The sequence below is a fragment of the Enterobacter sp. SST3 genome (assembly GCF_000286655.1).
GTDB lineage: Bacteria > Pseudomonadota > Gammaproteobacteria > Enterobacterales > Enterobacteriaceae > Enterobacter > Enterobacter roggenkampii.
The window spans coordinates 62,307-82,302 of record NZ_ALNS01000014.1 but is presented as its reverse complement, the minus strand read 5'-3'; the positions used below and the strand labels follow the sequence as shown (position 1 = coordinate 82,302).

The following is a 19,996-nucleotide window of genomic DNA, read 5'->3' as shown; positions in this document are numbered from 1 at the left end:
CTTCTTCTCGTCCGTGCCCCATTGCAGCGTTAACCTTGTCACAAAATAACGCTATGAATGGAGAACGCTATGGCACAACCTATAATTTTCGATTGCGACCCGGGTCATGATGACGCGATCGCGCTCGTCCTTGCACTTGCCTCCCCCGAGCTCGACGTCAAAGCCGTCACCTCTTCTGCCGGAAACCAGACGCCGGATAAAACCCTGCGTAACGTTTTGCGCATGCTGACGCTGCTCAAGCGCACGGATATTCCTGTCGCCGGCGGCGCCCTCAAGCCCCTGATGCGTGAATTAATTATTGCGGATAACGTGCATGGCGAAAGCGGGCTGGACGGTCCGGCGCTGCCGGAACCTGGCTTCACGCCGCAAAGCTGCACCGCCGTGGAGCTGATGGCAAAGGTGCTGCGCGAGAGCGCGGAACCCGTCACTCTGGTGGCAACGGGACCGCAAACCAACGTCGCGCTGCTGCTGAACAGCCATCCTGAACTGCACAGCAAAATCGCTCGTATCGTCATCATGGGCGGGGCTATGGGCTTGGGAAACTGGACGCCTTCCGCAGAGTTCAACATTTTTGTCGATCCGGAAGCAGCGGAAATCGTCTTCCAGTCGGGCCTGCCAGTTGTGATGGCAGGGCTGGATGTGACGCATCGCGCGCAGATTATGGCAGACGACATTGAGCGCTTCCGCTCCGTGGGCAATCCGGTCGCGACAACCGTGGCTGAGCTGCTCGACTTCTTTATGGAGTATCACAAAGCCGAGAAATGGGGATTCCACGGCGCGCCGCTGCACGATCCGTGCACCATTGCCTGGCTGTTAAAACCGGAGATGTTTACCACAGTCCACAGGTGGGTTGGCGTCGAAACTCAGGGGAAATACACCCAGGGGATGACGGTGGTGGACTACTACTCGCTGACGGGGAATAAACCGAATACCACGGTGATGGTGGATATTGACCGTGAGGCGTTTGTGGATTTGCTGGCGGAGAGACTGGCTTACTATAGTGCGTAGTGCGGCCTGATGCCCTCACCCCGGCCCTCTCCCACGGGGAGAGGGCGCAAACCTGCGCTTTTACCTAGGGCTCAAATGGCCGACGCTGGAACTGATCGTGGCCGCATTTCGGACACAGCGACAGGACCTCCGGCGTATACACCGCAATATGATGGTGGCAATTCTCGCACACCAGATTTCCCAGCCCGACCACTTCACCGCTGTGGTACACACCGTGGTGGTTTAAATCCTGAAAGACTTCACGCCACTCCAGCTGCGTTTTATCCGTGATATCGGCCAGCTCCTGCCACAGGCTCTCTTTGATCACCCGCATGAAAACGCTGTCCGTGACCTCCTCCTGGCTTTCCTGGTAGCTGCGCGCGAACTCTTCCAGATCGCGACGAACGGCGCGGGTCACCTCTTCCACTTCGGTTCGCGTTAACTCACCCGTTTGCGACACGCGGGCACGCGCCTGCTCCACCAGCGCGTCGATATCACGCTCGCCGTTACGCAGCCGTTCCGTCAGTGTCGCCACCAGTTCGCGGTAAAATTGAGCAACCTTGTTCATCATTTTGCCTCCCGGGTCAGTAACTATTTCTAATAATAGACCTTATTTCAGCGCCGCTTTGTCAGGTGAAGCACAGACCCGGTAAATTCCTGCAAAGCGCATTTGTGCGAAAGGCTGTTTTGACGCGGGCGTTTGGGCTATGCTATGCGGATCTGAATTACCACATCCATTGGCTACATTTGTAGCTGTATTGAACACAGGACCACTGGCTGCCATGCAAGAGCAATACCGCCCGGAAGAGATAGAATCAAAAGTCCAGCAACACTGGGACGAGAAGCGCACCTTTGAAGTAACCGAAGACGAGAGCAAAGAGAAGTATTACTGCCTGTCGATGCTTCCCTATCCTTCTGGTCGACTACACATGGGCCACGTGCGTAACTACACCATTGGTGATGTGATTGCGCGCTACCAGCGCATGCTGGGCAAAAACGTTCTGCAACCCATCGGTTGGGATGCGTTCGGTCTGCCTGCGGAAGGCGCGGCGGTCAAAAACAATACGGCGCCGGCACCGTGGACGTACGACAACATCGCGTACATGAAAAACCAGCTCAAAATGCTGGGCTTTGGCTATGACTGGAGCCGCGAGCTGGCAACCTGTACCCCGGAATACTACCGCTGGGAACAGAAATTCTTCACTGAGCTGTACAAAAAAGGCCTGGTGTACAAGAAGACCTCTGCCGTTAACTGGTGCCCGAATGACCAGACCGTTCTCGCGAACGAACAGGTTATCGATGGCTGCTGCTGGCGCTGTGATACTAAAGTAGAGCGTAAAGAGATCCCGCAGTGGTTTATTAAAATCACCGCTTACGCTGATGAGCTGCTGAACGATCTGGATAATCTGGACCACTGGCCAGATACCGTTAAGACCATGCAGCGCAACTGGATCGGCCGTTCTGAAGGCGTGGAAATTACCTTCAACGTTGAGAACTACGACCAGACCCTGACCGTCTACACCACCCGTCCGGACACCTTCATGGGCGCGACCTACCTGGCCGTGGCCGCAGGTCACCCGCTGGCGCAGAAAGCGGCAGAGAACAATCCCGAACTGGCTACCTTCATCGACGAGTGCCGCAACACGAAAGTGGCCGAAGCCGATATGGCAACGATGGAGAAAAAAGGGGTTGATACCGGCTTTAAAGCCATTCACCCGCTGACGGGCGAAGCGATCCCTGTCTGGGCCGCCAACTTCGTACTGATGGAATACGGCACAGGCGCCGTGATGGCCGTTCCGGGTCACGACCAGCGCGACTATGAATTTGCCACTAAATATGGCCTGACCATCAAGCCTGTTATTCTGACGGCTGACGGTTCTGAACCAGACCTGTCCGAACAAGCGCTGACCGAAAAAGGGACCTTGTTCAACTCCGGCGAGTTCAACGGTCTGAGCTTCGAAGAGGGCTTCAACGCTATCGCCGACAAGCTGGCCTCCCTTGGCGTGGGCGAGCGTAAAGTTAACTTCCGTCTGCGCGACTGGGGCGTTTCCCGTCAGCGTTACTGGGGTGCGCCAATTCCAATGGTGACGCTGGAAGATGGCACCGTGATGCCAACGCCGGAAGATCAGCTGCCGGTGATCCTGCCGGAAGACGTGGTCATGGACGGTATCACCAGCCCGATCAAAGCCGATCCTGAGTGGGCAAAAACCACCGTCAACGGTCAGCCCGCGCTGCGCGAAACCGACACCTTTGACACCTTTATGGAGTCATCCTGGTACTATGCTCGCTACACCTGTCCTCAGTATCAGGACGGCATGCTGGATTCCAAAGCAGCGAACTACTGGCTGCCGGTAGATATCTACATCGGTGGTATCGAACACGCCATCATGCACCTGCTCTACTTCCGCTTCTTCCACAAGCTGATGCGCGATGCGGGCATGGTGAACTCTGACGAACCTGCAAAACAGCTGCTGTGTCAGGGCATGGTGCTGGCGGATGCCTTCTATTACGTCGGGGCAAACGGCGAGCGTAACTGGGTATCTCCGGTTGACGCGATCGTTGAGCGCGACGAGAAGGGCCGTATCGTGAAGGCGAAAGACGCTGAAGGTCACGAGCTGGTCTACACCGGCATGAGCAAAATGTCCAAGTCGAAAAACAACGGTATCGACCCGCAGGTGATGGTTGAGCGTTATGGTGCGGATACCGTGCGTCTGTTCATGATGTTTGCCTCTCCGGCAGACATGACGCTGGAATGGCAGGAGTCTGGCGTGGAAGGCGCAAACCGCTTCCTGAAACGCGTCTGGAAGCTGGTTTACGAGCACACCTCACTGGGCGATGCCCCGGCGCTGAACGCTGCTGCCCTGACTGAAGAACAGCAGGCGCTGCGTCGTGATGTTCATAAAACCATTGCGAAAGTGACCGATGATATTGGTCGTCGTCAGACCTTCAATACCGCAATTGCGGCTATTATGGAACTGATGAACAAGCTGGCGAAAGCCCCGCAGGACGGCGAGCAGGATCGTGCCTTAATGCGTGAAGCGCTGCTGGCCGTCGTTCGCATGCTGAACCCGTTCACGCCGCACGTTAGCTTTACCCTGTGGCAGGAGCTGAAAGGCGAAGGCGATATCGACAACGCGCCGTGGCCGCAGGCTGACGAAGCCGCGATGGTGGAAAACACCACGCTGGTCGTGGTCCAGGTGAACGGTAAAGTCCGCGGTAAAATTACCGTGGCGGTCGATGCAACCGAAGAACAGGTTCGCGAGCGCGCGGGCCAGGAACCACTGGTCGCTAAATATCTTGAGGGCGTTACCGTACGTAAAGTGATCTACGTACCTGGTAAACTGCTGAATCTGGTCGTTGGCTAAGCGCGGGAGGAAACGTGCGACAACTGGCAACAATACTCTTATCTCTGGCGGTGCTTGTCACCGCTGGCTGCGGCTGGCACCTGCGCAATACCACGGCGGTGCCTGCTCAGATGAAAACCATGATCTTTGATTCCGGAGATCCGAACGGTCCACTCAGCCGGGCAATTCGCAATCAGCTGCGTCTGAACGGCGTTGAGCTTGTTGAGAAACAGACGCTGCGTCAGGATGTACCGTCTCTGCGTGTGACAGGAAGTGGTCTGTCGAGAGACACTGCGTCTATCTTCCAGGATGGCCGTACCGCAGAGTATCAAATGGTGTTGACGGTCAACGCGGCAGTTCTGATCCCGGGTAAAGACATCTATCCGATCAGCACGAAAGTGTACCGTTCGTTCTTCGATAACCCGCAGACGGCGCTGGCAAAAGATGCCGAACAGCAGATTATCATCAACGAAATGTACGACAAGGCGGCGGAACAGCTGATCCGTAAACTGCCAAGTATTGCAGCGTCAACCAAACAAGGATCTGACATTGTTGATAAACCGGTTGATGGCACGCTTCCTGCTGCTAACTCTCTGGGTAAATGATGATCAGGCTGTATCCTGAACAACTCCGCGCGCAGCTCAATGAAGGGCTGCGCGCGGCGTATCTGCTTCTTGGAAACGATCCGTTATTACTTCAGGAAAGCCTGGATGCCGTGCGGCATGCCGCCGCCGAGCAGGGCTTTGATGAACACCACACCGTCCAGTTGGATAACAATACCGACTGGAACGCCCTCTTCTCGCTCTGTCAGGCGATGAGCCTGTTCGCATCGCGCCAGACGATTCAGATCCTGCTGCCGGAAAACGGGCCTAACGCGGCGATGAACGAGCAGCTCGCTACGCTGGTCAGCCTCTTACACAGCGATCTGATCCTGATTGTGCGTGGCAACAAGCTGACCAAAGCGCAGGAAAACGCGGCATGGTTTACCCAACTCGCGCCCCACGCGGTGTTGGTCACCTGTCAGACGCCTGAGCAGGCGCATCTGCCTAAATGGGTCGCCGCGAGAGCGAAGCAGCACAACCTTCAGCTGGATGACGCGGCGAACCAGCTGCTCTGCTACTGCTATGAAGGTAACCTGCTGGCCCTGGCGCAGGCGCTGGACAGACTCTCCCTGCTCTGGCCGGACGGCAAGCTGACCTTGCCGCGCGTCGAGCAGGCCGTTAACGACGCGGCGCACTTCACGCCGTTCCACTGGGTGGACGCGCTGCTGTCGGCAAAAAGTAAACGCGCCCTGCATATTCTGCAGCAGCTGCGCCTCGAAGGCAGCGAACCGGTTATTCTGCTGCGAACCCTGCAGCGCGAACTGCTGCTGCTGATTACGCTCAAGCGTCAGTCTGCCCATACGCCTTTGCGTTCGCTGTTTGATAAACACCGGGTGTGGCAAAATCGCCGGGCTTTGACCACCGAGGCCATCAACCGCCTGAGTCATGAACAGCTTCGCCAGGCGGTACAGCTTCTGATGCGCGCCGAGCTTACGCTAAAGCAAGATTACGGCCAGTCGGTCTGGGCGGAGCTGGAAAGCCTTTCCCTGCTGCTCTGCCACAAGGCGCTGGCAGACGTTTTTATTGATGGATAGTATGCACTCTTTACAGGCCCTGTATGGCGGCACCTTCGACCCGGTACACTACGGGCATCTGAAGCCGGTTGAAATTCTGGCGAATCTGATCGGCCTTCAGCGCGTCACCATCATGCCCAATAATGTCCCGCCCCATCGTCCACAGCCTGAGGCGACCAGCGAGCAGCGAAAAGAGATGCTTGCCCTGGCCATCGCAGATAAGCCGCTCTTCCGGCTTGACGAGCGTGAGCTGCGTCGCGACACACCCTCCTGGACCTCACAGACGCTTCAGGAGTGGCGCACAGAACAAGGTCCAGACCAGCCGCTGGCTTTTATCATCGGACAGGACTCCCTGCTGAACTTCCCCACATGGCATAAATATGAAACCATCCTGGAGAACAGCCACCTGCTCGTCTGCCGCCGTCCTGGCTATCCGCTGACCATGCGCGAAGCGCAGTACCAGCAGTGGCTGGAAGATCATCTCACCGCCAATGTTGAAGATCTTCACACTCAGCCTGCCGGGAAGATTTATCTGGCCGAAACGCCGTGGTTCGATATCTCTGCAACCCTCATTCGCGAGCGCTTACAGCAGGGTTTAGCGTGTGACGATCTGCTCCCCGCACCGGTGCTGGCCTATATCCATACGCATGGTTTGTATCAGAAAAGCGCAGATGAATAGCCGGAGGGCATAAAAAGCGGCTTATTGTTTATCCTGCCTTGACAGGGTAAGCCATACTGTTATTCTCCGCTGCCAGACTTTCCCGCCGATGATTGCTTTACAGAAATTGTTTTACAAAAATGGCGATGCAATCTCAGGCAGAGGGTGGGATGATACCCGCCTTCAAAAGCCCGACCGGAGACTTTTGTCCCGACACAGGCATGAGTTCAGGTATACTGTCTGGCTACGAATTCAACGTTTTACAATCTCATTCACCCCAGGGGGAAAACTTGCAGGGTAAAGCACTCCAGGATTTTGTTATTGACAAAATTGATGACCTGAAAGGTCAGGACATCATCGCTATCGACGTTAAGGGTAAATCCAGTATTACCGACTGCATGATCATCTGCACCGGTACGTCCACACGTCATGTTGTTTCAATTGCCGATCACGTGGTACAGGAATCACGTGCTGCAGGGCTGTTGCCGCTCGGCGTTGAAGGTGAAGCGACGGCTGACTGGGTGGTTGTCGATCTCGGCGATGTGATTGTCCACGTCATGCAGGAAGAGAGCCGTCGCCTGTATGAGCTGGAAAAACTCTGGGGTTAATGCGTGAAGTTGCAGCTGGTCGCCGTCGGCACCAAAATGCCGGACTGGGTACAAACCGGTTTTACTGAATATCTGCGTCGTTTTCCAAAAGACATGCCGTTCGAACTGGTGGAAATCCCCGCCGGTAAGCGCGGCAAGAACGCCGATATCAAACGTATTCTCGATAAAGAGGGCGAACTGATGCTGGCTGCCGCTGGCAAAAACCGCATCGTCACCCTCGATATTCCAGGAAAACCCTGGGATACGCCGCAGCTGGCGCACGAACTGGAGCGCTGGAAGCAGGATGGCCGTGACGTCAGTCTGTTGATTGGCGGACCCGAAGGGTTATCCCCTGCCTGCAAAGCGGCAGCAGAACAAAGTTGGTCCCTCTCCGCGCTGACGCTTCCCCACCCGCTCGTTCGGGTACTGGTGGCAGAAAGCCTGTATCGCGCGTGGAGCATTACTACCAACCACCCCTATCACCGCGAGTAATGACTGACCAGGGTAGATTAAGCAGCGGATGAAACTACAGAATTCTTTTCGCGACTATACGGCTGAGTCCGCGCTGTTTGTGCGCCGGGCGCTGGTCGCCTTCACCGGGATTTTGCTGCTTACCGGCGTGCTGATCGCCAACCTTTATAATCTGCAAATTGTCCGTTTTACCGACTACCAGACGCGTTCCAACGAAAACCGTATCAAGCTGGTGCCTATCGCGCCCAGCCGCGGCATTATTTACGATCGCAACGGCACCCCGCTGGCGTTAAACCGCACCATCTATCAAATCGAGATGATGCCGGAAAAAGTCGATAATGTTCAGGATACGCTGGAAGCGCTGAAAAGCGTTGTCGACCTTAACGACGACGATATCGCCGCCTTCAAAAAAGAGCGCGCCCGCTCACACCGATTCACCTCCATCCCGGTTAAAACCAACCTGACGGAAGTCCAGGTGGCCCGCTTTGCGGTGAACCAGTACCGTTTCCCCGGCGTGGAAGTAAAGGGCTACAAGCGTCGCTACTACCCTTACGGCTCCGCGCTGACGCATGTGATTGGCTACGTCTCCAAGATTAACGACAAAGACGTCGACCGCCTTGATAAAGACGGCAAGCTGGCGAACTACGCCGCAACGCACGACATCGGTAAGCTGGGCATTGAACGCTACTACGAAGATGTCCTGCACGGGCAAACCGGCTATGAAGAGGTGGAGGTTAACAACCGCGGCCGCGTGATTCGCCAGCTTAAAGAAGTGCCGCCTCAGGCCGGGCATGACGTCTATCTGACCCTCGACCTTAAGCTACAGCAGTATATTGAAACCCTGCTGGCGGGCAGTCGTGCAGCCGTTGTGGTCACCGATCCTCGAACCGGCGGCATCCTGGCGATGGTGTCAATGCCAAGCTATGACCCGAACCTGTTTGTTGACGGCATTTCCAGTAAAGACTACTCCGGTCTGCTGAATGACCCCAACACGCCGCTGGTGAACCGCGCGACGCAAGGGGTTTACCCACCGGCATCAACGGTTAAACCGTACGTGGCGGTCTCTGCTCTGAGTGCTGGCGTCATCAACCGCAATACCAGCCTGTTTGACCCGGGCTGGTGGCAGCTGCCGGGTTCAGATAAGCGCTATCGCGACTGGAAAAAATGGGGTCACGGTCATCTGAACGTCACCAAATCGCTGGAGGAGTCTGCGGATACCTTCTTCTATCAGGTGGCCTATGACATGGGGATCGACCGCCTGTCAGAGTGGATGAGCAAATTCGGCTACGGACACTACACCGGCGTTGACCTTGCGGAGGAACGCTCCGGCAACATGCCGACGCGCGAATGGAAGCTGAAGCGCTTTAAAAAGCCGTGGTATCAGGGCGACACCATTCCGGTGGGTATCGGTCAGGGCTACTGGACGGCAACGCCGCTTCAGATGAACAAAGCCATGATGATCCTCATCAATGACGGCGTGGTGAAAGTGCCGCATCTGCTGCAGAGTACGGTTGAAGACGGCAAAAAAGTGCCGTGGAACCAGCCGCACGAAGCCCCGGTGGGTGACATTCATTCCGGCTTCTGGGAAATCGCGAAAGACGGTATGTACGGCGTGGCAAACCGCCCGAACGGTACCGCACATAAGTATTTCGCCGGGACGCCGTACAAAGTGGCGGCGAAGTCCGGTACTGCGCAGGTATTTGGTCTGAAAGCCAACGAAACCTATAACGCGCACCGCATTGCCGAACGTCTGCGTGACCATAAGCTGATGACGGCGTTTGCCCCTTATGACAACCCGCAGGTCGCGGTGGCAATGATTCTGGAGAACGGCGGTGCCGGGCCTGCAGTAGGGACCATCATGCGCCAGATCCTTGACCACATCATGCTGGGTGATAACAACACCGAACTGCCGGCTGAAAACCCGGCCGCCGCTGCGGCGGAGGACCAATAATCATGACGGATAATCCAAATAAAAAATCGCTGTGGGACAAAATCCACATCGACCCAGCCATGCTGCTGATCCTACTGGCTCTGCTGGTTTACAGTGCGCTTGTTATCTGGAGCGCCAGCGGCCAGGACATCGGGATGATGGAGCGCAAAATCGGCCAGATCGCCATGGGCCTGATCATTATGGTGGTGATGGCGCAGATCCCGCCGCGCGTTTACGAAGGCTGGGCGCCCTATCTCTACATCTTCTGTATTATTTTGCTGGTTGCGGTCGATGCGTTTGGCGCCATTTCAAAAGGGGCGCAGCGCTGGCTGGATTTGGGTATTGTCCGCTTCCAGCCCTCGGAGATTGCCAAAATCGCCGTGCCACTGATGGTGGCACGCTTTATCAACCGCGACGTCTGTCCGCCGTCTCTGAAGAATACCGCCATCGCGCTGGTGCTGATTTTCCTGCCAACGCTGCTGGTTGCGGCACAGCCTGACCTTGGCACCTCAATCCTTATCGCGCTCTCCGGTCTGTTTGTCCTCTTTCTGTCGGGCCTGAGCTGGCGCCTGATTGGTATCGCGGTGGTGCTGATAGCGGCGTTCATCCCTATTCTCTGGTTCTTCCTGATGCACGATTACCAGCGCCAGCGCGTCATGATGCTGCTCGATCCGGAAACCGATCCGCTAGGCGCGGGCTATCATATTATTCAGTCCAAGATTGCGATTGGCTCCGGCGGCCTGCGCGGGAAAGGCTGGCTGCACGGTACGCAGTCGCAGCTGGAATTTTTACCGGAACGCCACACCGACTTTATCTTTGCGGTACTCGCGGAAGAGCTGGGGCTGGTGGGCATCTTAATACTCCTGGCGCTATACGTTCTGCTGATCATGCGGGGATTGTGGATTGCAGCACGCGCGCAAACGACCTTTGGTCGCGTCATGGCTGGCGGGTTGATGCTGATTTTATTCGTTTATGTCTTCGTAAATATTGGTATGGTGAGTGGTATTCTGCCGGTGGTAGGCGTACCGCTGCCGCTGGTGAGTTACGGGGGCTCGGCACTGATCGTGTTGATGGCCGGGTTTGGTATCGTGATGTCGATCCATACCCACAGAAAAATGTTGTCAAAAAGCGTATAAAAATAAGGGGATCGGAATGCGTAAGCAGTGGCTGGGGATCTGCATTGCGGCAAGTTTACTTGCGGCCTGCACAAGTGATGATGGTCAGCAACAGGCAACCGTCGCGCCGCCGCAGCCTGCGGTGTGTAATGGCCCAATCGTTGAAATCAGCGGTGCCGATCCCGTTTATGAACCGCTGAATGCCAGTGCCAATCAGGATTACGAGCGCGACGGCAAAAGCTATAAAATTGTTCAGGATCCTTCCCGTTTCAGTCAGGCGGGCTTTGCCGCCATTTACGATGCCGAGCCAGGCAGTAACCTGACGGCCTCCGGGGAGACGTTCGACCCGATGCAGCTGACGGCAGCACACCCAACGCTGCCGATCCCGAGCTACGCCCGTATCACCAACCAGGCAAACGGCCGTATGATTGTCGTGCGTATCAACGACCGCGGCCCTTACGGAAATGACCGGGTGATCTCCCTGTCGCGCGCGTCTGCCGATCGCCTGAATACCTCGAACAACACCAAAGTCCGTATTGACCCGATTATTGTGGCGCAGGATGGCTCCCTCTCCGGGCCAGGTACCGCGTGTACGACGGTGGCGAAACAGACCTATGCCCTGCCCGACCGCCCCAATCTTGACGGCGGAATGGGCAGCGTCTCTTCTCCGGCCGAGCCTGCTCAGCCGGGGGGAGAAATACGCCCAATCAGCAACGACACGCTGCAAAGCGACGATTCAACGGGCGCACCGGTAAAGAGCAGCGGTTTTCTTGGCGCACCGACGACCTTAGCCTCGGGCGTGCTGGAAGGCAGTGAACCTACCCCAGCCCCCGCTCCCGTTGCTGCACCAGCGACCCAGCAAGCTCCCGTAACGGCGCCCGCGGCCACGCAAAGTGCCGCGGTGGCGGCTCCAACAGCGGCCAGCGGCAGCTATGTGGTTCAGGTCGGTGCTGTGAGCGATCAGGCCCGGGCTAAACAGTATCAGCAGCGCCTGAGCCAGCAGTTTGGCGTACCAGGACGCGTTGAGCAGAACGGTGCGGTCTGGCGCATTCAGATGGGGCCGTTTGCCAGCAAATCGCAGGCAGCCTCCCTGCAGCAGCGTCTGCAGAATGAAGCTCAGCTTCAGTCATTTATCGCTGTTGCGAAATAATTAACCGGCGGTATCCGAATTGTCAGTTTGTGTAAAACACATTCACAAACTCATGCTTAAAGTCGGATGCCTGCCTGAATAGCATTTGCTATAGTAAGGCACTTTTTTTAATTCCATCACGGATGTCGTAGTTCTGACCATGAAGACCACTTTTTCTGCTCGTTTTGTGCAGCGCATGGCGCTGACCACGGCCCTTTGCGCGGCTGCGCTCTCTGCAGCTCACGCCGATGACCTGAATATCAAGACCATGATCCCTGGCGTTCCGCAAATCGACGCGGAATCCTACATCCTGATCGATTACAACTCTGGCAAAGTGCTGGCAGAACAGAATGCCGATGCCCGCCGTGACCCGGCCAGCCTGACCAAAATGATGACCAGCTACGTTATCGGCCAGGCGATGAAGGCAGGTAAATTCAAAGAAACGGATCTGGTCACCATCGGTAACGATGCGTGGGCAACCGGGAACCCGGTCTTTAAGGGCTCCTCTCTGATGTTCCTGAAACCGGGTATGCAGGTTCCTGTTTCCCAGCTGATTCGCGGTATCAACCTGCAGTCGGGTAACGATGCCTGCGTAGCGATGGCCGATTTCGCCGCCGGTAGCCAGGATGCCTTCGTAGGCCTGATGAACAGCTACGTGAACGCGCTGGGTCTGAAAAACAGCCATTTCCAGACCGTACACGGCCTGGACGCAGACGGTCAGTACAGCTCGGCACGTGACATGGCGTTGATTGGTCAGGCGCTGATCCGCGATGTTCCTAATGAGTACTCTATCTATAAAGAGAAAGAGTTCACCTTCAACGGTATCCGTCAGACCAACCGTAACGGCCTGCTGTGGGATAACAGCCTGAACGTTGACGGCATCAAAACCGGTCACACCGACAAAGCGGGCTACAACCTGGTCGCCTCCGCCACTGAAGGCCAGATGCGTCTGATCTCTGCCGTGATGGGTGGCCGCACCTTTAAAGGCCGTGAAACAGAAAGCAAGAAGCTGCTGACCTGGGGCTTCCGTTTCTTCGAAACCGTGAATCCACTGAAAGCAGGCAAAGAGTTTGCGTCTGAACCGGTCTGGTTCGGCGACAACGACCGTGCTTCTCTCGGCGTTGATAAAGACCTCTACCTGACCATTCCGCGCGGTCGTATGAAGGATCTGAAAGCCAGCTACGTCCTGAACAGCACCGAGCTGCACGCCCCGCTGCAGAAAAATCAGGTCGTGGGCACAATCAACTTCCAGCTGGATGGCAAAACGATCGATCAGCGCCCGCTGGTGGTCCTGCAAGAAATTCCTGAAGGCAATTTCTTCGGCAAAATCATTGATTATATTAAATTGATGTTCCACCACTGGTTTGGTTAAAAATCGAACACTTGAAAGTGTGATTTTGATCCCCATATACTAAGTATCCTGATAACTCCCACCTGACGTGGGAGTTATTATTTTTTGACGTTACGCCGGAGCTGACATGAAAACCAAACTTAACGAACTGCTTGAATTCCCTACCCCATTTACCTACAAAGTAATGGGTCTGGCGAAACCTGAGCTGGTTGATCAGGTGGTTGAAGTGGTACAGCGCCATGCGCCGGGTGACTACTCTCCGTCAGTAAAACCAAGCAGCAAGGGCAACTACCACTCGGTTTCTATTACCATCACTGCGACACACATTGAGCAGGTTGAGACGCTGTACGAAGAGCTCGGCAATATCGAAATCGTTCGTATGGTGCTGTAGTCCCTTTGCGGTTACCCGGTTTGCCGGGTAACCCTTCTCCCCACTGTGATATACTCCCGCATACCTTTTGTCCCTCGTCTTCGGAGACGCAGTTTTGTATCAGGATAAAATTCTGGTCCGTCACCTCGGGCTGCAACCTTACGAGCCTGTCTCCCAGGCTATGCATGACTTCACCGATTCACGCGATGACACAACCCCCGATGAGATCTGGCTGGTCGAACACCTGCCGGTCTTTACGCAGGGTCAGGCGGGAAAAGCAGAACATTTATTAATGACGGGCGATATTCCGGTTATCCAGAGCGATCGCGGCGGTCAGGTCACGTACCATGGTCCCGGGCAGCAGGTAATGTACGTCCTGCTCAATCTGAAGCGCAGAAAGCTCGGCGTGCGTGAACTGGTTACCTTACTGGAACAGACAGTCGTCAATACGCTGGCGGAATACGGGATTGACGCGCATCCGCGGGCCGATGCGCCTGGGGTCTACGTTGGGGAAATGAAGATCTGCTCTCTGGGGCTGCGTATTCGTAAAGGCTGCTCATTCCATGGCCTGGCCTTGAATATTAATATGGATCTCGCGCCTTTCCAGCGCATAAACCCCTGCGGCTACGCCGGCATGGAAATGACGCAAATGCGCCAGTGGGTAGAAACCGCTACGCCAGACACGATTCGTCCCGTGCTTTTGAAGAACGTGTTAGCACTACTTAACAATCCCCCGCACGAATATATCCCTGCTTAATATATCGTACAACAGGGCTCGCTAATTTGACGGGCCACTGTCTATTTACCGTTTTTGCACTTTACAATAATCCATAGATTCTATATTTTCGAAGCGCCCGAATATTACCGCTACATATTATTTAGCCTCCAGCATGCACGGCAAACACGGCATAAGTAACGTGAGCAATTATCACACAAGTGTTTGCTTTTGATAAACAAATGAAACAAAACCAACACTTTACGAATCTCTACAAGCATAATAAATAAATTCAACTATCATTCATATTGTGAATGTATACGGAGTGAAAGCGTGGAGTATAATAATTTACCAGCCAAACGACTGAATGAACCTGGTGGCGAAGACAAGCCGCAAATTTTTCGGACTTTACGTAATATTGATCTCAATTTACTGACTATTTTTGAGGCAGTATATGTCCATAAGGGTATCGTTAACGCTGCGAAAATTCTTAATCTCACGCCATCAGCAATAAGCCAGTCCATCCAAAAGCTACGCGCTATATTTCCTGACCCGTTATTTATCCGTAAGGGCCAGGGGGTAACGCCGACGGCTTACGCCACGCATCTTCATGAGTACATCAGCCAGGGGCTGGAGTCGATTCTGGGCGCACTGGATTTAACCGGGAGCTATGATAAGCAGAGAACCATCACCATCGGCTGTTCTCCTTCTGTGGGTGTGCTGGTGATGCCAGCGATCTTCCAGGCCGTAAAAGAGCATGCTCCGCAGCTCCTGCTTCGCAATGTGCCTCTCCATGAACCTGACGTTCAGCTTGCCCAGTTCCAGACGGACCTGATTATTGAAAGCGGCAGCTTCAGTGCCAGAGCGCTGGGGCAAAATGTGCTCTATGCGGATAACCTGGTGCTGGTTTGCCGTCAGCAGCATCCTGCCCTCAGCGAGCCGCTGACCATCGAAAACCTGCGCAACTACGACCACTCGTCTTTCATGACCGAAGGGCAGTCCAACCATGGCCTTCGTCAGCGTATTGATGAAATTTTCCCGGAACGTCAGATCAGCTTCAGCAGTTACAATATGTTCACCACCGCATCCCTGATAGGCAGCAGCGATATGCTGTGCATCATGCCATCGCGCCTGTACAGCCTGCTCCGGAAATGCTGGCCGCTGGACAGTATCCCCCTCAGCCAGCTTAATGCGGAATCTGTTGAAATTTCACTGCATTACAACAAGCTGAGCTTGCGCGATCCGGTTCTGGAAAACGTCATCCGCATTATCCGTCAGGCCTTCTGACAGGTTGAGCCAGCATAAGCCCCTGCGACAGGCAGGGCAAAAGGCACAAAACAACAACTATTTTACAAATTGGCGATCTGGCAGGCTGCTTTAACGACCGTTTCAATGATATACTGCCTGTCGTTCGTTCAAAAATAGTTGATAAATACAACATTCCCTTGAATTGAAACGCTTTCCTTCGATATTCGCAACTGGAACACGCACGCTATGAGTAAACCCATTGTGATGGAACGCGGTGTTAAATACCGCGATGCCGATAAAATGGCCCTTATCCCGGTTAAAAACGTGGCTACAGAGCGCGAGGCGCTGTTAAGAAAACCGGAATGGATGAAAATCAAACTTCCGGCCGACTCTTCGCGTATCCAGGGGATCAAAGCGGCGATGCGCAAGAATGGCCTTCACTCCGTTTGTGAAGAAGCCTCTTGTCCGAACCTTGCTGAATGTTTCAATCACGGTACCGCGACGTTTATGATTCTGGGTGCTATCTGTACCCGCCGCTGCCCGTTCTGCGATGTTGCTCATGGCCGTCCGGTCGCACCTGATGCTAACGAACCCCAGAAGCTGGCGCAGACCATCGCCGACATGGCGCTGCGCTATGTGGTTATCACGTCCGTTGACCGTGACGATCTGCGCGACGGCGGAGCGCAGCACTTCGCTGACTGTATTACGGCCATTCGCGAGAAAAGCCCAAACATCAAAATCGAGACGCTGGTGCCAGACTTCCGCGGCCGTATGGACCGCGCGCTGGATATCCTGACCGCGACGCCGCCAGATGTGTTTAACCACAACCTGGAAAACGTACCGCGTCTCTATCGTCAGGTCCGCCCGGGCGCTGACTATAACTGGTCTCTGAAACTGCTGGAACGCTTCAAAGAAGCGCATCCGCATATTCCGACCAAGTCAGGTCTGATGGTAGGTCTGGGTGAAACTAACGATGAAATCATCGAGGTGATGCGCGATCTTCGCCGCCACGGTGTAACCATGCTGACTCTGGGCCAGTATCTGCAGCCAAGCCGTCACCACCTGCCGGTACAGCGCTACGTGAGCCCGGACGAGTTTGATGAAATGAAAGCCGAAGCGCTGGCGATGGGCTTTACTCACGCCGCATGCGGCCCGTTTGTTCGCTCCTCCTACCATGCAGATATGCAGGCAAAAGGCGAAGAAGTTAAATAATGCTGTAATATTCATTTACAGTAATACAAAAAAACCGGCCTCATGAGCCGGTTTTTTTTCGCAAGCCCTCAGGCGTTGCCGTCACTCTTTGTGAGAAAGCTTGTCTGCCGGGACGTCATCCTCAGCGCTTTTCTTCGCGGCTGTATCATCGTCGTTCATCGCTTTCTTAAAGCCTTTGATGGCAGCCCCCAGGTCACCACCCAGCGTGCGTAACTTCTTGGTACCAAACAGCAGGACGACCAGTGCGGCAACCACCAGCAGTTTGGTAATACTAATCTCACCCATAGATACCTTCTTTACTTAAAACAGGCTGCATTCAGCGCCAAAACCTGACTGTATTAACGGTCATTTAGCGCGTGCACACAATAGCAATCTGTAACAAGGTGAATCAAGCATTGTTGAAAAAAACATCACAATAATTGCGGTGGCGCAAACCGACGATTGCGAAGAACGGGTAATTGCTGACGTGCAAGCGCAATTCTGTCTATGTTTATCTCCGCCACCAGCAAATCCGGGGCTTCCGCAGCGGCGGCAATCGTCACACCCAGCGGATCGACCACCCTGCTTTGCCCGATGTTCTTCGTTCCGCATTCTCCTGCAGCAACGACATAGCAGGTGGTATCCAGCGCGCGTGCCGCCAGCAGCGTTGCCCAGTGATGTTCTTTTAACGGCCCTTTAACCCACGCGGCAGGCAGAACCAGCACGTCCGCCCCCTGTAGCGCCAGATGGAGTGCCAGCTCCGGAAAACGCAGGTCATAGCAGGTCATCAGCCCAACCTTTAATCCGTCAATCTCCAGCAGCGGCGGAACACGGTCTCCTGGGTCGACGCGCCGTGATTCCTGAATGCTGAAGGCATCATAAAGATGAAGCTTGGCGTAACGTGCGACTATGGCTCCGCCGCGAATCGCCACCAGCGTATTCACCGCCCGACCCGGCGTAGAGGGAAAATGGATTGTTAAGATCGTCGTCATCGTATTGCCCACGCTCTGGGCGAGCAATTGCTGTAAAAATTCACCGTCCAGCGGCTGCGCGGACTTCACGGATAAATCCGGGTCATTATCATCCCTTGCCAGCAGCGCCTCAGGAAGCACCAGCAGCGACGCGCCTTTCTGTTGGGCCTGCATCATCAGATTGACGCATTTTATCGCGTTAGCCTGCCAGTCAGGCGTGACCGCAAATTGCCCTACCGCAACATACATATTTGTCCCCTCATCATAAACGGCGTTAAACTCGCTTCTCTTACACATCAAATAGCAGGTATTTAGCGTGTTACAACTACTTTTAGCCGTTTTTATTGGTGGGGGAACGGGTAGCGTTGCGCGATGGTTTCTCAGTATGCGGTTTAACCCCCTGCATCAGGCGATTCCCATGGGGACGCTGGCTGCAAACCTGATAGGTGCCTTTATCATTGGCATGGGATTGGCCTGGTTTAACCGAATGACACACATTGACCCAATGTGGAAAGTCCTGATTACCACCGGATTCTGCGGCGGGTTAACCACCTTCTCAACCTTTTCTGCGGAAACGGTTTTTCTCTTTCAGGAAGGCCGTATCGGCTGGGCGCTGATGAATATGGCGATCAATATGCTCGGCTCCTTTGCGATGACGGGGATCGCATTTTGGCTATTTTCTTCCGCAAGCGCGCATTAACAGCCGAACCGTTAATGTTGGCTTAATTTTTCTCTGTCACTCTGGATGCAGTACTGAACGAGGGTGACAGAATGAAACAGAGTCTGATGAGCGCAGGCATGGTGTTGTTAAGCGTGCTGATCGTGGCCAGCTTCCTGAAAATGTATCTGCTTGGCTGATTCAAAACGAAAAAAACCCGCTCAGTGAGCGGGTTTTGAAATTCTTGCTGACGCGTCTGGATTACAGAGCGATTACGTTAGCAGCAGAAGGGCCTTTGGCACCGTTAGTGATTTCGAACTCTACACGCTGACCTTCAGCCAGAGTTTTGAAACCATTAGACTGGATTGCAGAGAAGTGTACGAACACGTCTTTGCTGCCATCTTCAGGAGTAATGAAACCGAATCCTTTGGACTCATTAAACCACTTAACGTTACCTTTAATCTTAGACATCAAAATTACCTTTACATTAAAAAACGACACAAATGCTGTGTCGGTTACCAGTACATCAATTGTGAGACCTTTTGTCCAGCGGATCTTTGATAAAAAGTGACTAAAGTCGCGTTAATTTTCACTGGCAGATTTTTATCGTTTATGAATCAACGGCTGCGCGTTTTATCACCAACAGGTAACGTTTTTTCAGTTAAAACTGAAAACGCATCCAGGCGAAGTAAACGTTACCGTTGTTGTACGTGCCCGGGATGTAGGTCATCTGGAACGTTGCGGGGCCGTAACCGATAGAGGCCAACGGCAGCAGTACCGGGATCGGAATGTAGTTCCAGTTGTCACGCGCGGTGACCCCCGCGGTATAGCCCAACCCGACATGGAAGTTCTCGTCGGCTAGCGGGCGCCAGGTTTTCTCCCAGCCGTAGCCCCCAATCGGCTCCCATTTATTAAAGGAGTCTTTAAAGGCCATCAGATAGATGCCATGCCAGTTTCCCTTATCATCCCAGCGCGACTGACCGAAACCAGCGCCCCACGGACGCTCGTTATATTTATCGGTTTTCTCTTTGTCGTAAGCAAAACGCGCATGCCACGTTATTGCCGGAACATAGAGATCATAATGTTCGGGCGCCGTCCAGGTCTGAGAGACATTATCCGTAAAGGTTGAGAACCACCCTTTATCCGTCGCGTTGTCCTCTGCCTGTGCAACAGAAGAAAACGTTAACTGCCCAAAAATAAACAATAAAATTGAGAAAAATGTATTACGTACGATCACAATGCAATTACCATTCTTAGTATTCGAGGCAAAGTTTACCATAAAGTAGTTGAATCAAGGCTTAACGACATCAGCGTTATTCCTAATTATTCGGCTTTTTTCCGGGAATATTCTCAATAAACTGGACCGCAAGTTTGAATAAGCACATTCAGAGTGAGCCTTTAACCTGTTTAGCCTTCTATATCAGCAACATGCTGAATTACACAAAATATTAACAATCTGTTATCATTGTAAGGACATATTGCGCTATTTCTGACGGTCAAGACTCTCATGGCGTAAATGTAAGAGCCATGGCAAAAACACGGTTGTTCTGCTCTCTAGTCGTCTGTTTATTGATTTTAATCAGCAAGAACAGGCCATTTATTCGGCACATTTTCATCCTTCTTATTTTTATTGATTTTTTGTGCTCCATTGCAACA

21 protein-coding genes are annotated in these 19,996 nt (G+C 54.0%); 16 read left to right on the top strand and 5 right to left on the bottom strand.

Annotation, left to right across the window (positions count from 1 at the left end; translation table 11 throughout):
• The first annotated feature begins 69 nt into the window (after positions 1-69).
• Entirely contained in the window at positions 70-1,008 is a 939-nt protein-coding gene (rihA, locus tag B498_RS12720) for a pyrimidine-specific ribonucleoside hydrolase RihA (protein WP_008501045.1), read from the top strand.
• A gap of 64 nt (positions 1,009-1,072) precedes the next feature.
• Here the strand turns inward: rihA and B498_RS12725 are convergent, their stop codons facing one another.
• Complete coding sequence (locus tag B498_RS12725; protein ID WP_023617134.1) at positions 1,073-1,555, bottom strand: zinc ribbon-containing protein; 483 nt, start codon at positions 1,553-1,555, stop codon at positions 1,073-1,075.
• Between the two features lie 214 nt (positions 1,556-1,769).
• On the opposite strand from B498_RS12725, the gene leuS reads away from it, so the two are divergent.
• From leuS to lipA, 14 genes are all read left to right on the top strand, one after another.
• On the top strand, positions 1,770-4,352 hold the full coding sequence (gene leuS, locus B498_RS12730) for a leucine--tRNA ligase (protein ID WP_008501043.1): 2,583 nt from the start codon (positions 1,770-1,772) through the stop codon (positions 4,350-4,352).
• 14 nt (positions 4,353-4,366) lie between these two features.
• On the top strand, positions 4,367-4,936 hold the full coding sequence (gene lptE / locus B498_RS12735; protein WP_008501042.1) for an LPS assembly lipoprotein LptE: 570 nt from the start codon (positions 4,367-4,369) through the stop codon (positions 4,934-4,936).
• Positions 4,936-5,967 carry a DNA polymerase III subunit delta gene (gene holA / locus B498_RS12740; RefSeq protein WP_032622888.1) on the top strand — a complete coding sequence of 344 codons (1,032 nt, stop codon included), beginning with the start codon at positions 4,936-4,938 and terminating at the stop codon, positions 5,965-5,967. The genes lptE and holA overlap by 1 nt, the downstream gene beginning before the upstream one ends.
• Complete coding sequence (gene nadD, locus B498_RS12745) at positions 5,960-6,625, top strand: nicotinate-nucleotide adenylyltransferase (RefSeq protein ID WP_032622886.1); 666 nt, start codon at positions 5,960-5,962, stop codon at positions 6,623-6,625. Before holA ends, nadD begins: the two co-directional genes overlap by 8 nt.
• Positions 6,626-6,894: 269 nt before the next feature.
• The gene (rsfS, locus tag B498_RS0121415) at positions 6,895-7,212 is read left to right on the top strand and encodes a ribosome silencing factor (protein ID WP_003858696.1); all 318 of its coding nucleotides are present in this window, start codon (positions 6,895-6,897) and stop codon (positions 7,210-7,212) included.
• 3 nt (positions 7,213-7,215) lie between these two features.
• Positions 7,216-7,683 (top strand): 23S rRNA (pseudouridine(1915)-N(3))-methyltransferase RlmH, encoded by a 468-nt coding sequence (gene rlmH, locus B498_RS12750; RefSeq protein ID WP_003858701.1) that lies wholly within the window; start codon positions 7,216-7,218, stop codon positions 7,681-7,683.
• A 28-nt stretch (positions 7,684-7,711) separates the two neighbouring features.
• Positions 7,712-9,613 carry a peptidoglycan DD-transpeptidase MrdA gene (gene mrdA, locus B498_RS12755; protein ID WP_008501038.1) on the top strand — a complete coding sequence of 634 codons (1,902 nt, stop codon included), beginning with the start codon at positions 7,712-7,714 and terminating at the stop codon, positions 9,611-9,613.
• Between the two features lie 2 nt (positions 9,614-9,615).
• Positions 9,616-10,728, top strand: a complete 1,113-nt coding sequence (mrdB, locus tag B498_RS12760) for a peptidoglycan glycosyltransferase MrdB (RefSeq protein WP_008501037.1) — start codon at positions 9,616-9,618, stop codon at positions 10,726-10,728.
• Positions 10,729-10,744: 16 nt separating this feature from the next.
• Entirely contained in the window at positions 10,745-11,857 is a 1,113-nt protein-coding gene (gene rlpA / locus B498_RS12765; protein ID WP_008501036.1) for an endolytic peptidoglycan transglycosylase RlpA, read from the top strand.
• A 139-nt stretch (positions 11,858-11,996) separates the two neighbouring features.
• Positions 11,997-13,208, top strand: coding sequence for a D-alanyl-D-alanine carboxypeptidase DacA (gene dacA / locus B498_RS12770; RefSeq protein ID WP_008501035.1), 1,212 nt, complete (start codon positions 11,997-11,999; stop codon positions 13,206-13,208).
• 106 nt (positions 13,209-13,314) lie between these two features.
• A complete protein-coding gene (gene ybeD, locus B498_RS12775; protein WP_003858718.1) occupies positions 13,315-13,578 on the top strand; it encodes a DUF493 family protein YbeD in 264 nt (87 codons plus the stop codon).
• 94 nt (positions 13,579-13,672) lie between these two features.
• Positions 13,673-14,314 (top strand): lipoyl(octanoyl) transferase LipB, encoded by a 642-nt coding sequence (gene lipB, locus B498_RS12780; protein ID WP_008501034.1) that lies wholly within the window; start codon positions 13,673-13,675, stop codon positions 14,312-14,314.
• Positions 14,315-14,605: 291 nt separating this feature from the next.
• Complete coding sequence (locus B498_RS12785) at positions 14,606-15,559, top strand: YbeF family transcriptional regulator (protein ID WP_008501033.1); 954 nt, start codon at positions 14,606-14,608, stop codon at positions 15,557-15,559.
• Between the two features lie 207 nt (positions 15,560-15,766).
• Positions 15,767-16,732: a lipoyl synthase gene (lipA, locus tag B498_RS12790; protein ID WP_008501032.1), complete on the top strand. Its 966-nt coding sequence runs from the start codon at positions 15,767-15,769 to the stop codon at positions 16,730-16,732.
• An 81-nt stretch (positions 16,733-16,813) separates the two neighbouring features.
• On the opposite strand, the gene tatE is transcribed toward lipA, so the two are convergent.
• Both tatE and B498_RS12800 read right to left on the bottom strand, forming a co-directional pair.
• Positions 16,814-17,017: a twin-arginine translocase subunit TatE gene (tatE, locus tag B498_RS12795; RefSeq protein ID WP_008501031.1), complete on the bottom strand. Its 204-nt coding sequence runs from the start codon at positions 17,015-17,017 to the stop codon at positions 16,814-16,816.
• A 125-nt stretch (positions 17,018-17,142) separates the two neighbouring features.
• Positions 17,143-17,931, bottom strand: coding sequence for a deaminated glutathione amidase (locus B498_RS12800; protein WP_008501030.1), 789 nt, complete (start codon positions 17,929-17,931; stop codon positions 17,143-17,145).
• A 67-nt stretch (positions 17,932-17,998) separates the two neighbouring features.
• Here B498_RS12800 and crcB point away from each other — a divergent pair, with 67 nt between their 5' ends.
• On the top strand, positions 17,999-18,382 hold the full coding sequence (crcB, locus tag B498_RS12805) for a fluoride efflux transporter CrcB (RefSeq protein ID WP_008501029.1): 384 nt from the start codon (positions 17,999-18,001) through the stop codon (positions 18,380-18,382).
• A 219-nt stretch (positions 18,383-18,601) separates the two neighbouring features.
• On the opposite strand, the gene cspE is transcribed toward crcB, so the two are convergent.
• Positions 18,602-18,811, bottom strand: coding sequence for a transcription antiterminator/RNA stability regulator CspE (cspE, locus tag B498_RS12810; protein WP_002439184.1), 210 nt, complete (start codon positions 18,809-18,811; stop codon positions 18,602-18,604).
• A 190-nt stretch (positions 18,812-19,001) separates the two neighbouring features.
• Entirely contained in the window at positions 19,002-19,619 is a 618-nt protein-coding gene (gene pagP / locus B498_RS12815) for a lipid IV(A) palmitoyltransferase PagP (RefSeq protein ID WP_008501026.1), read from the bottom strand.
• Between the last annotated feature and the right edge of the window lie 377 nt (positions 19,620-19,996).

Coding starts and splice junctions, on each gene's coding strand:
- rihA (WP_008501045.1), top strand. CDS start 70: ATGGCACAACCTATAATTTTCGATTGCGACCCGGGTCATGATGACGCG.
- B498_RS12725 (WP_023617134.1), bottom strand. CDS start 1,555: ATGAACAAGGTTGCTCAATTTTACCGCGAACTGGTGGCGACACTGACG.
- leuS (WP_008501043.1), top strand. CDS start 1,770: ATGCAAGAGCAATACCGCCCGGAAGAGATAGAATCAAAAGTCCAGCAA.
- holA (WP_032622888.1), top strand. CDS start 4,936: ATGATCAGGCTGTATCCTGAACAACTCCGCGCGCAGCTCAATGAAGGG.
- nadD (WP_032622886.1), top strand. CDS start 5,960: ATGGATAGTATGCACTCTTTACAGGCCCTGTATGGCGGCACCTTCGAC.
- mrdA (WP_008501038.1), top strand. CDS start 7,712: ATGAAACTACAGAATTCTTTTCGCGACTATACGGCTGAGTCCGCGCTG.
- mrdB (WP_008501037.1), top strand. CDS start 9,616: ATGACGGATAATCCAAATAAAAAATCGCTGTGGGACAAAATCCACATC.
- rlpA (WP_008501036.1), top strand. CDS start 10,745: ATGCGTAAGCAGTGGCTGGGGATCTGCATTGCGGCAAGTTTACTTGCG.
- dacA (WP_008501035.1), top strand. CDS start 11,997: ATGAAGACCACTTTTTCTGCTCGTTTTGTGCAGCGCATGGCGCTGACC.
- ybeD (WP_003858718.1), top strand. CDS start 13,315: ATGAAAACCAAACTTAACGAACTGCTTGAATTCCCTACCCCATTTACC.
- lipA (WP_008501032.1), top strand. CDS start 15,767: ATGAGTAAACCCATTGTGATGGAACGCGGTGTTAAATACCGCGATGCC.
- tatE (WP_008501031.1), bottom strand. CDS start 17,017: ATGGGTGAGATTAGTATTACCAAACTGCTGGTGGTTGCCGCACTGGTC.
- B498_RS12800 (WP_008501030.1), bottom strand. CDS start 17,931: ATGTATGTTGCGGTAGGGCAATTTGCGGTCACGCCTGACTGGCAGGCT.
- cspE (WP_002439184.1), bottom strand. CDS start 18,811: ATGTCTAAGATTAAAGGTAACGTTAAGTGGTTTAATGAGTCCAAAGGA.
- pagP (WP_008501026.1), bottom strand. CDS start 19,619: ATGGTAAACTTTGCCTCGAATACTAAGAATGGTAATTGCATTGTGATC.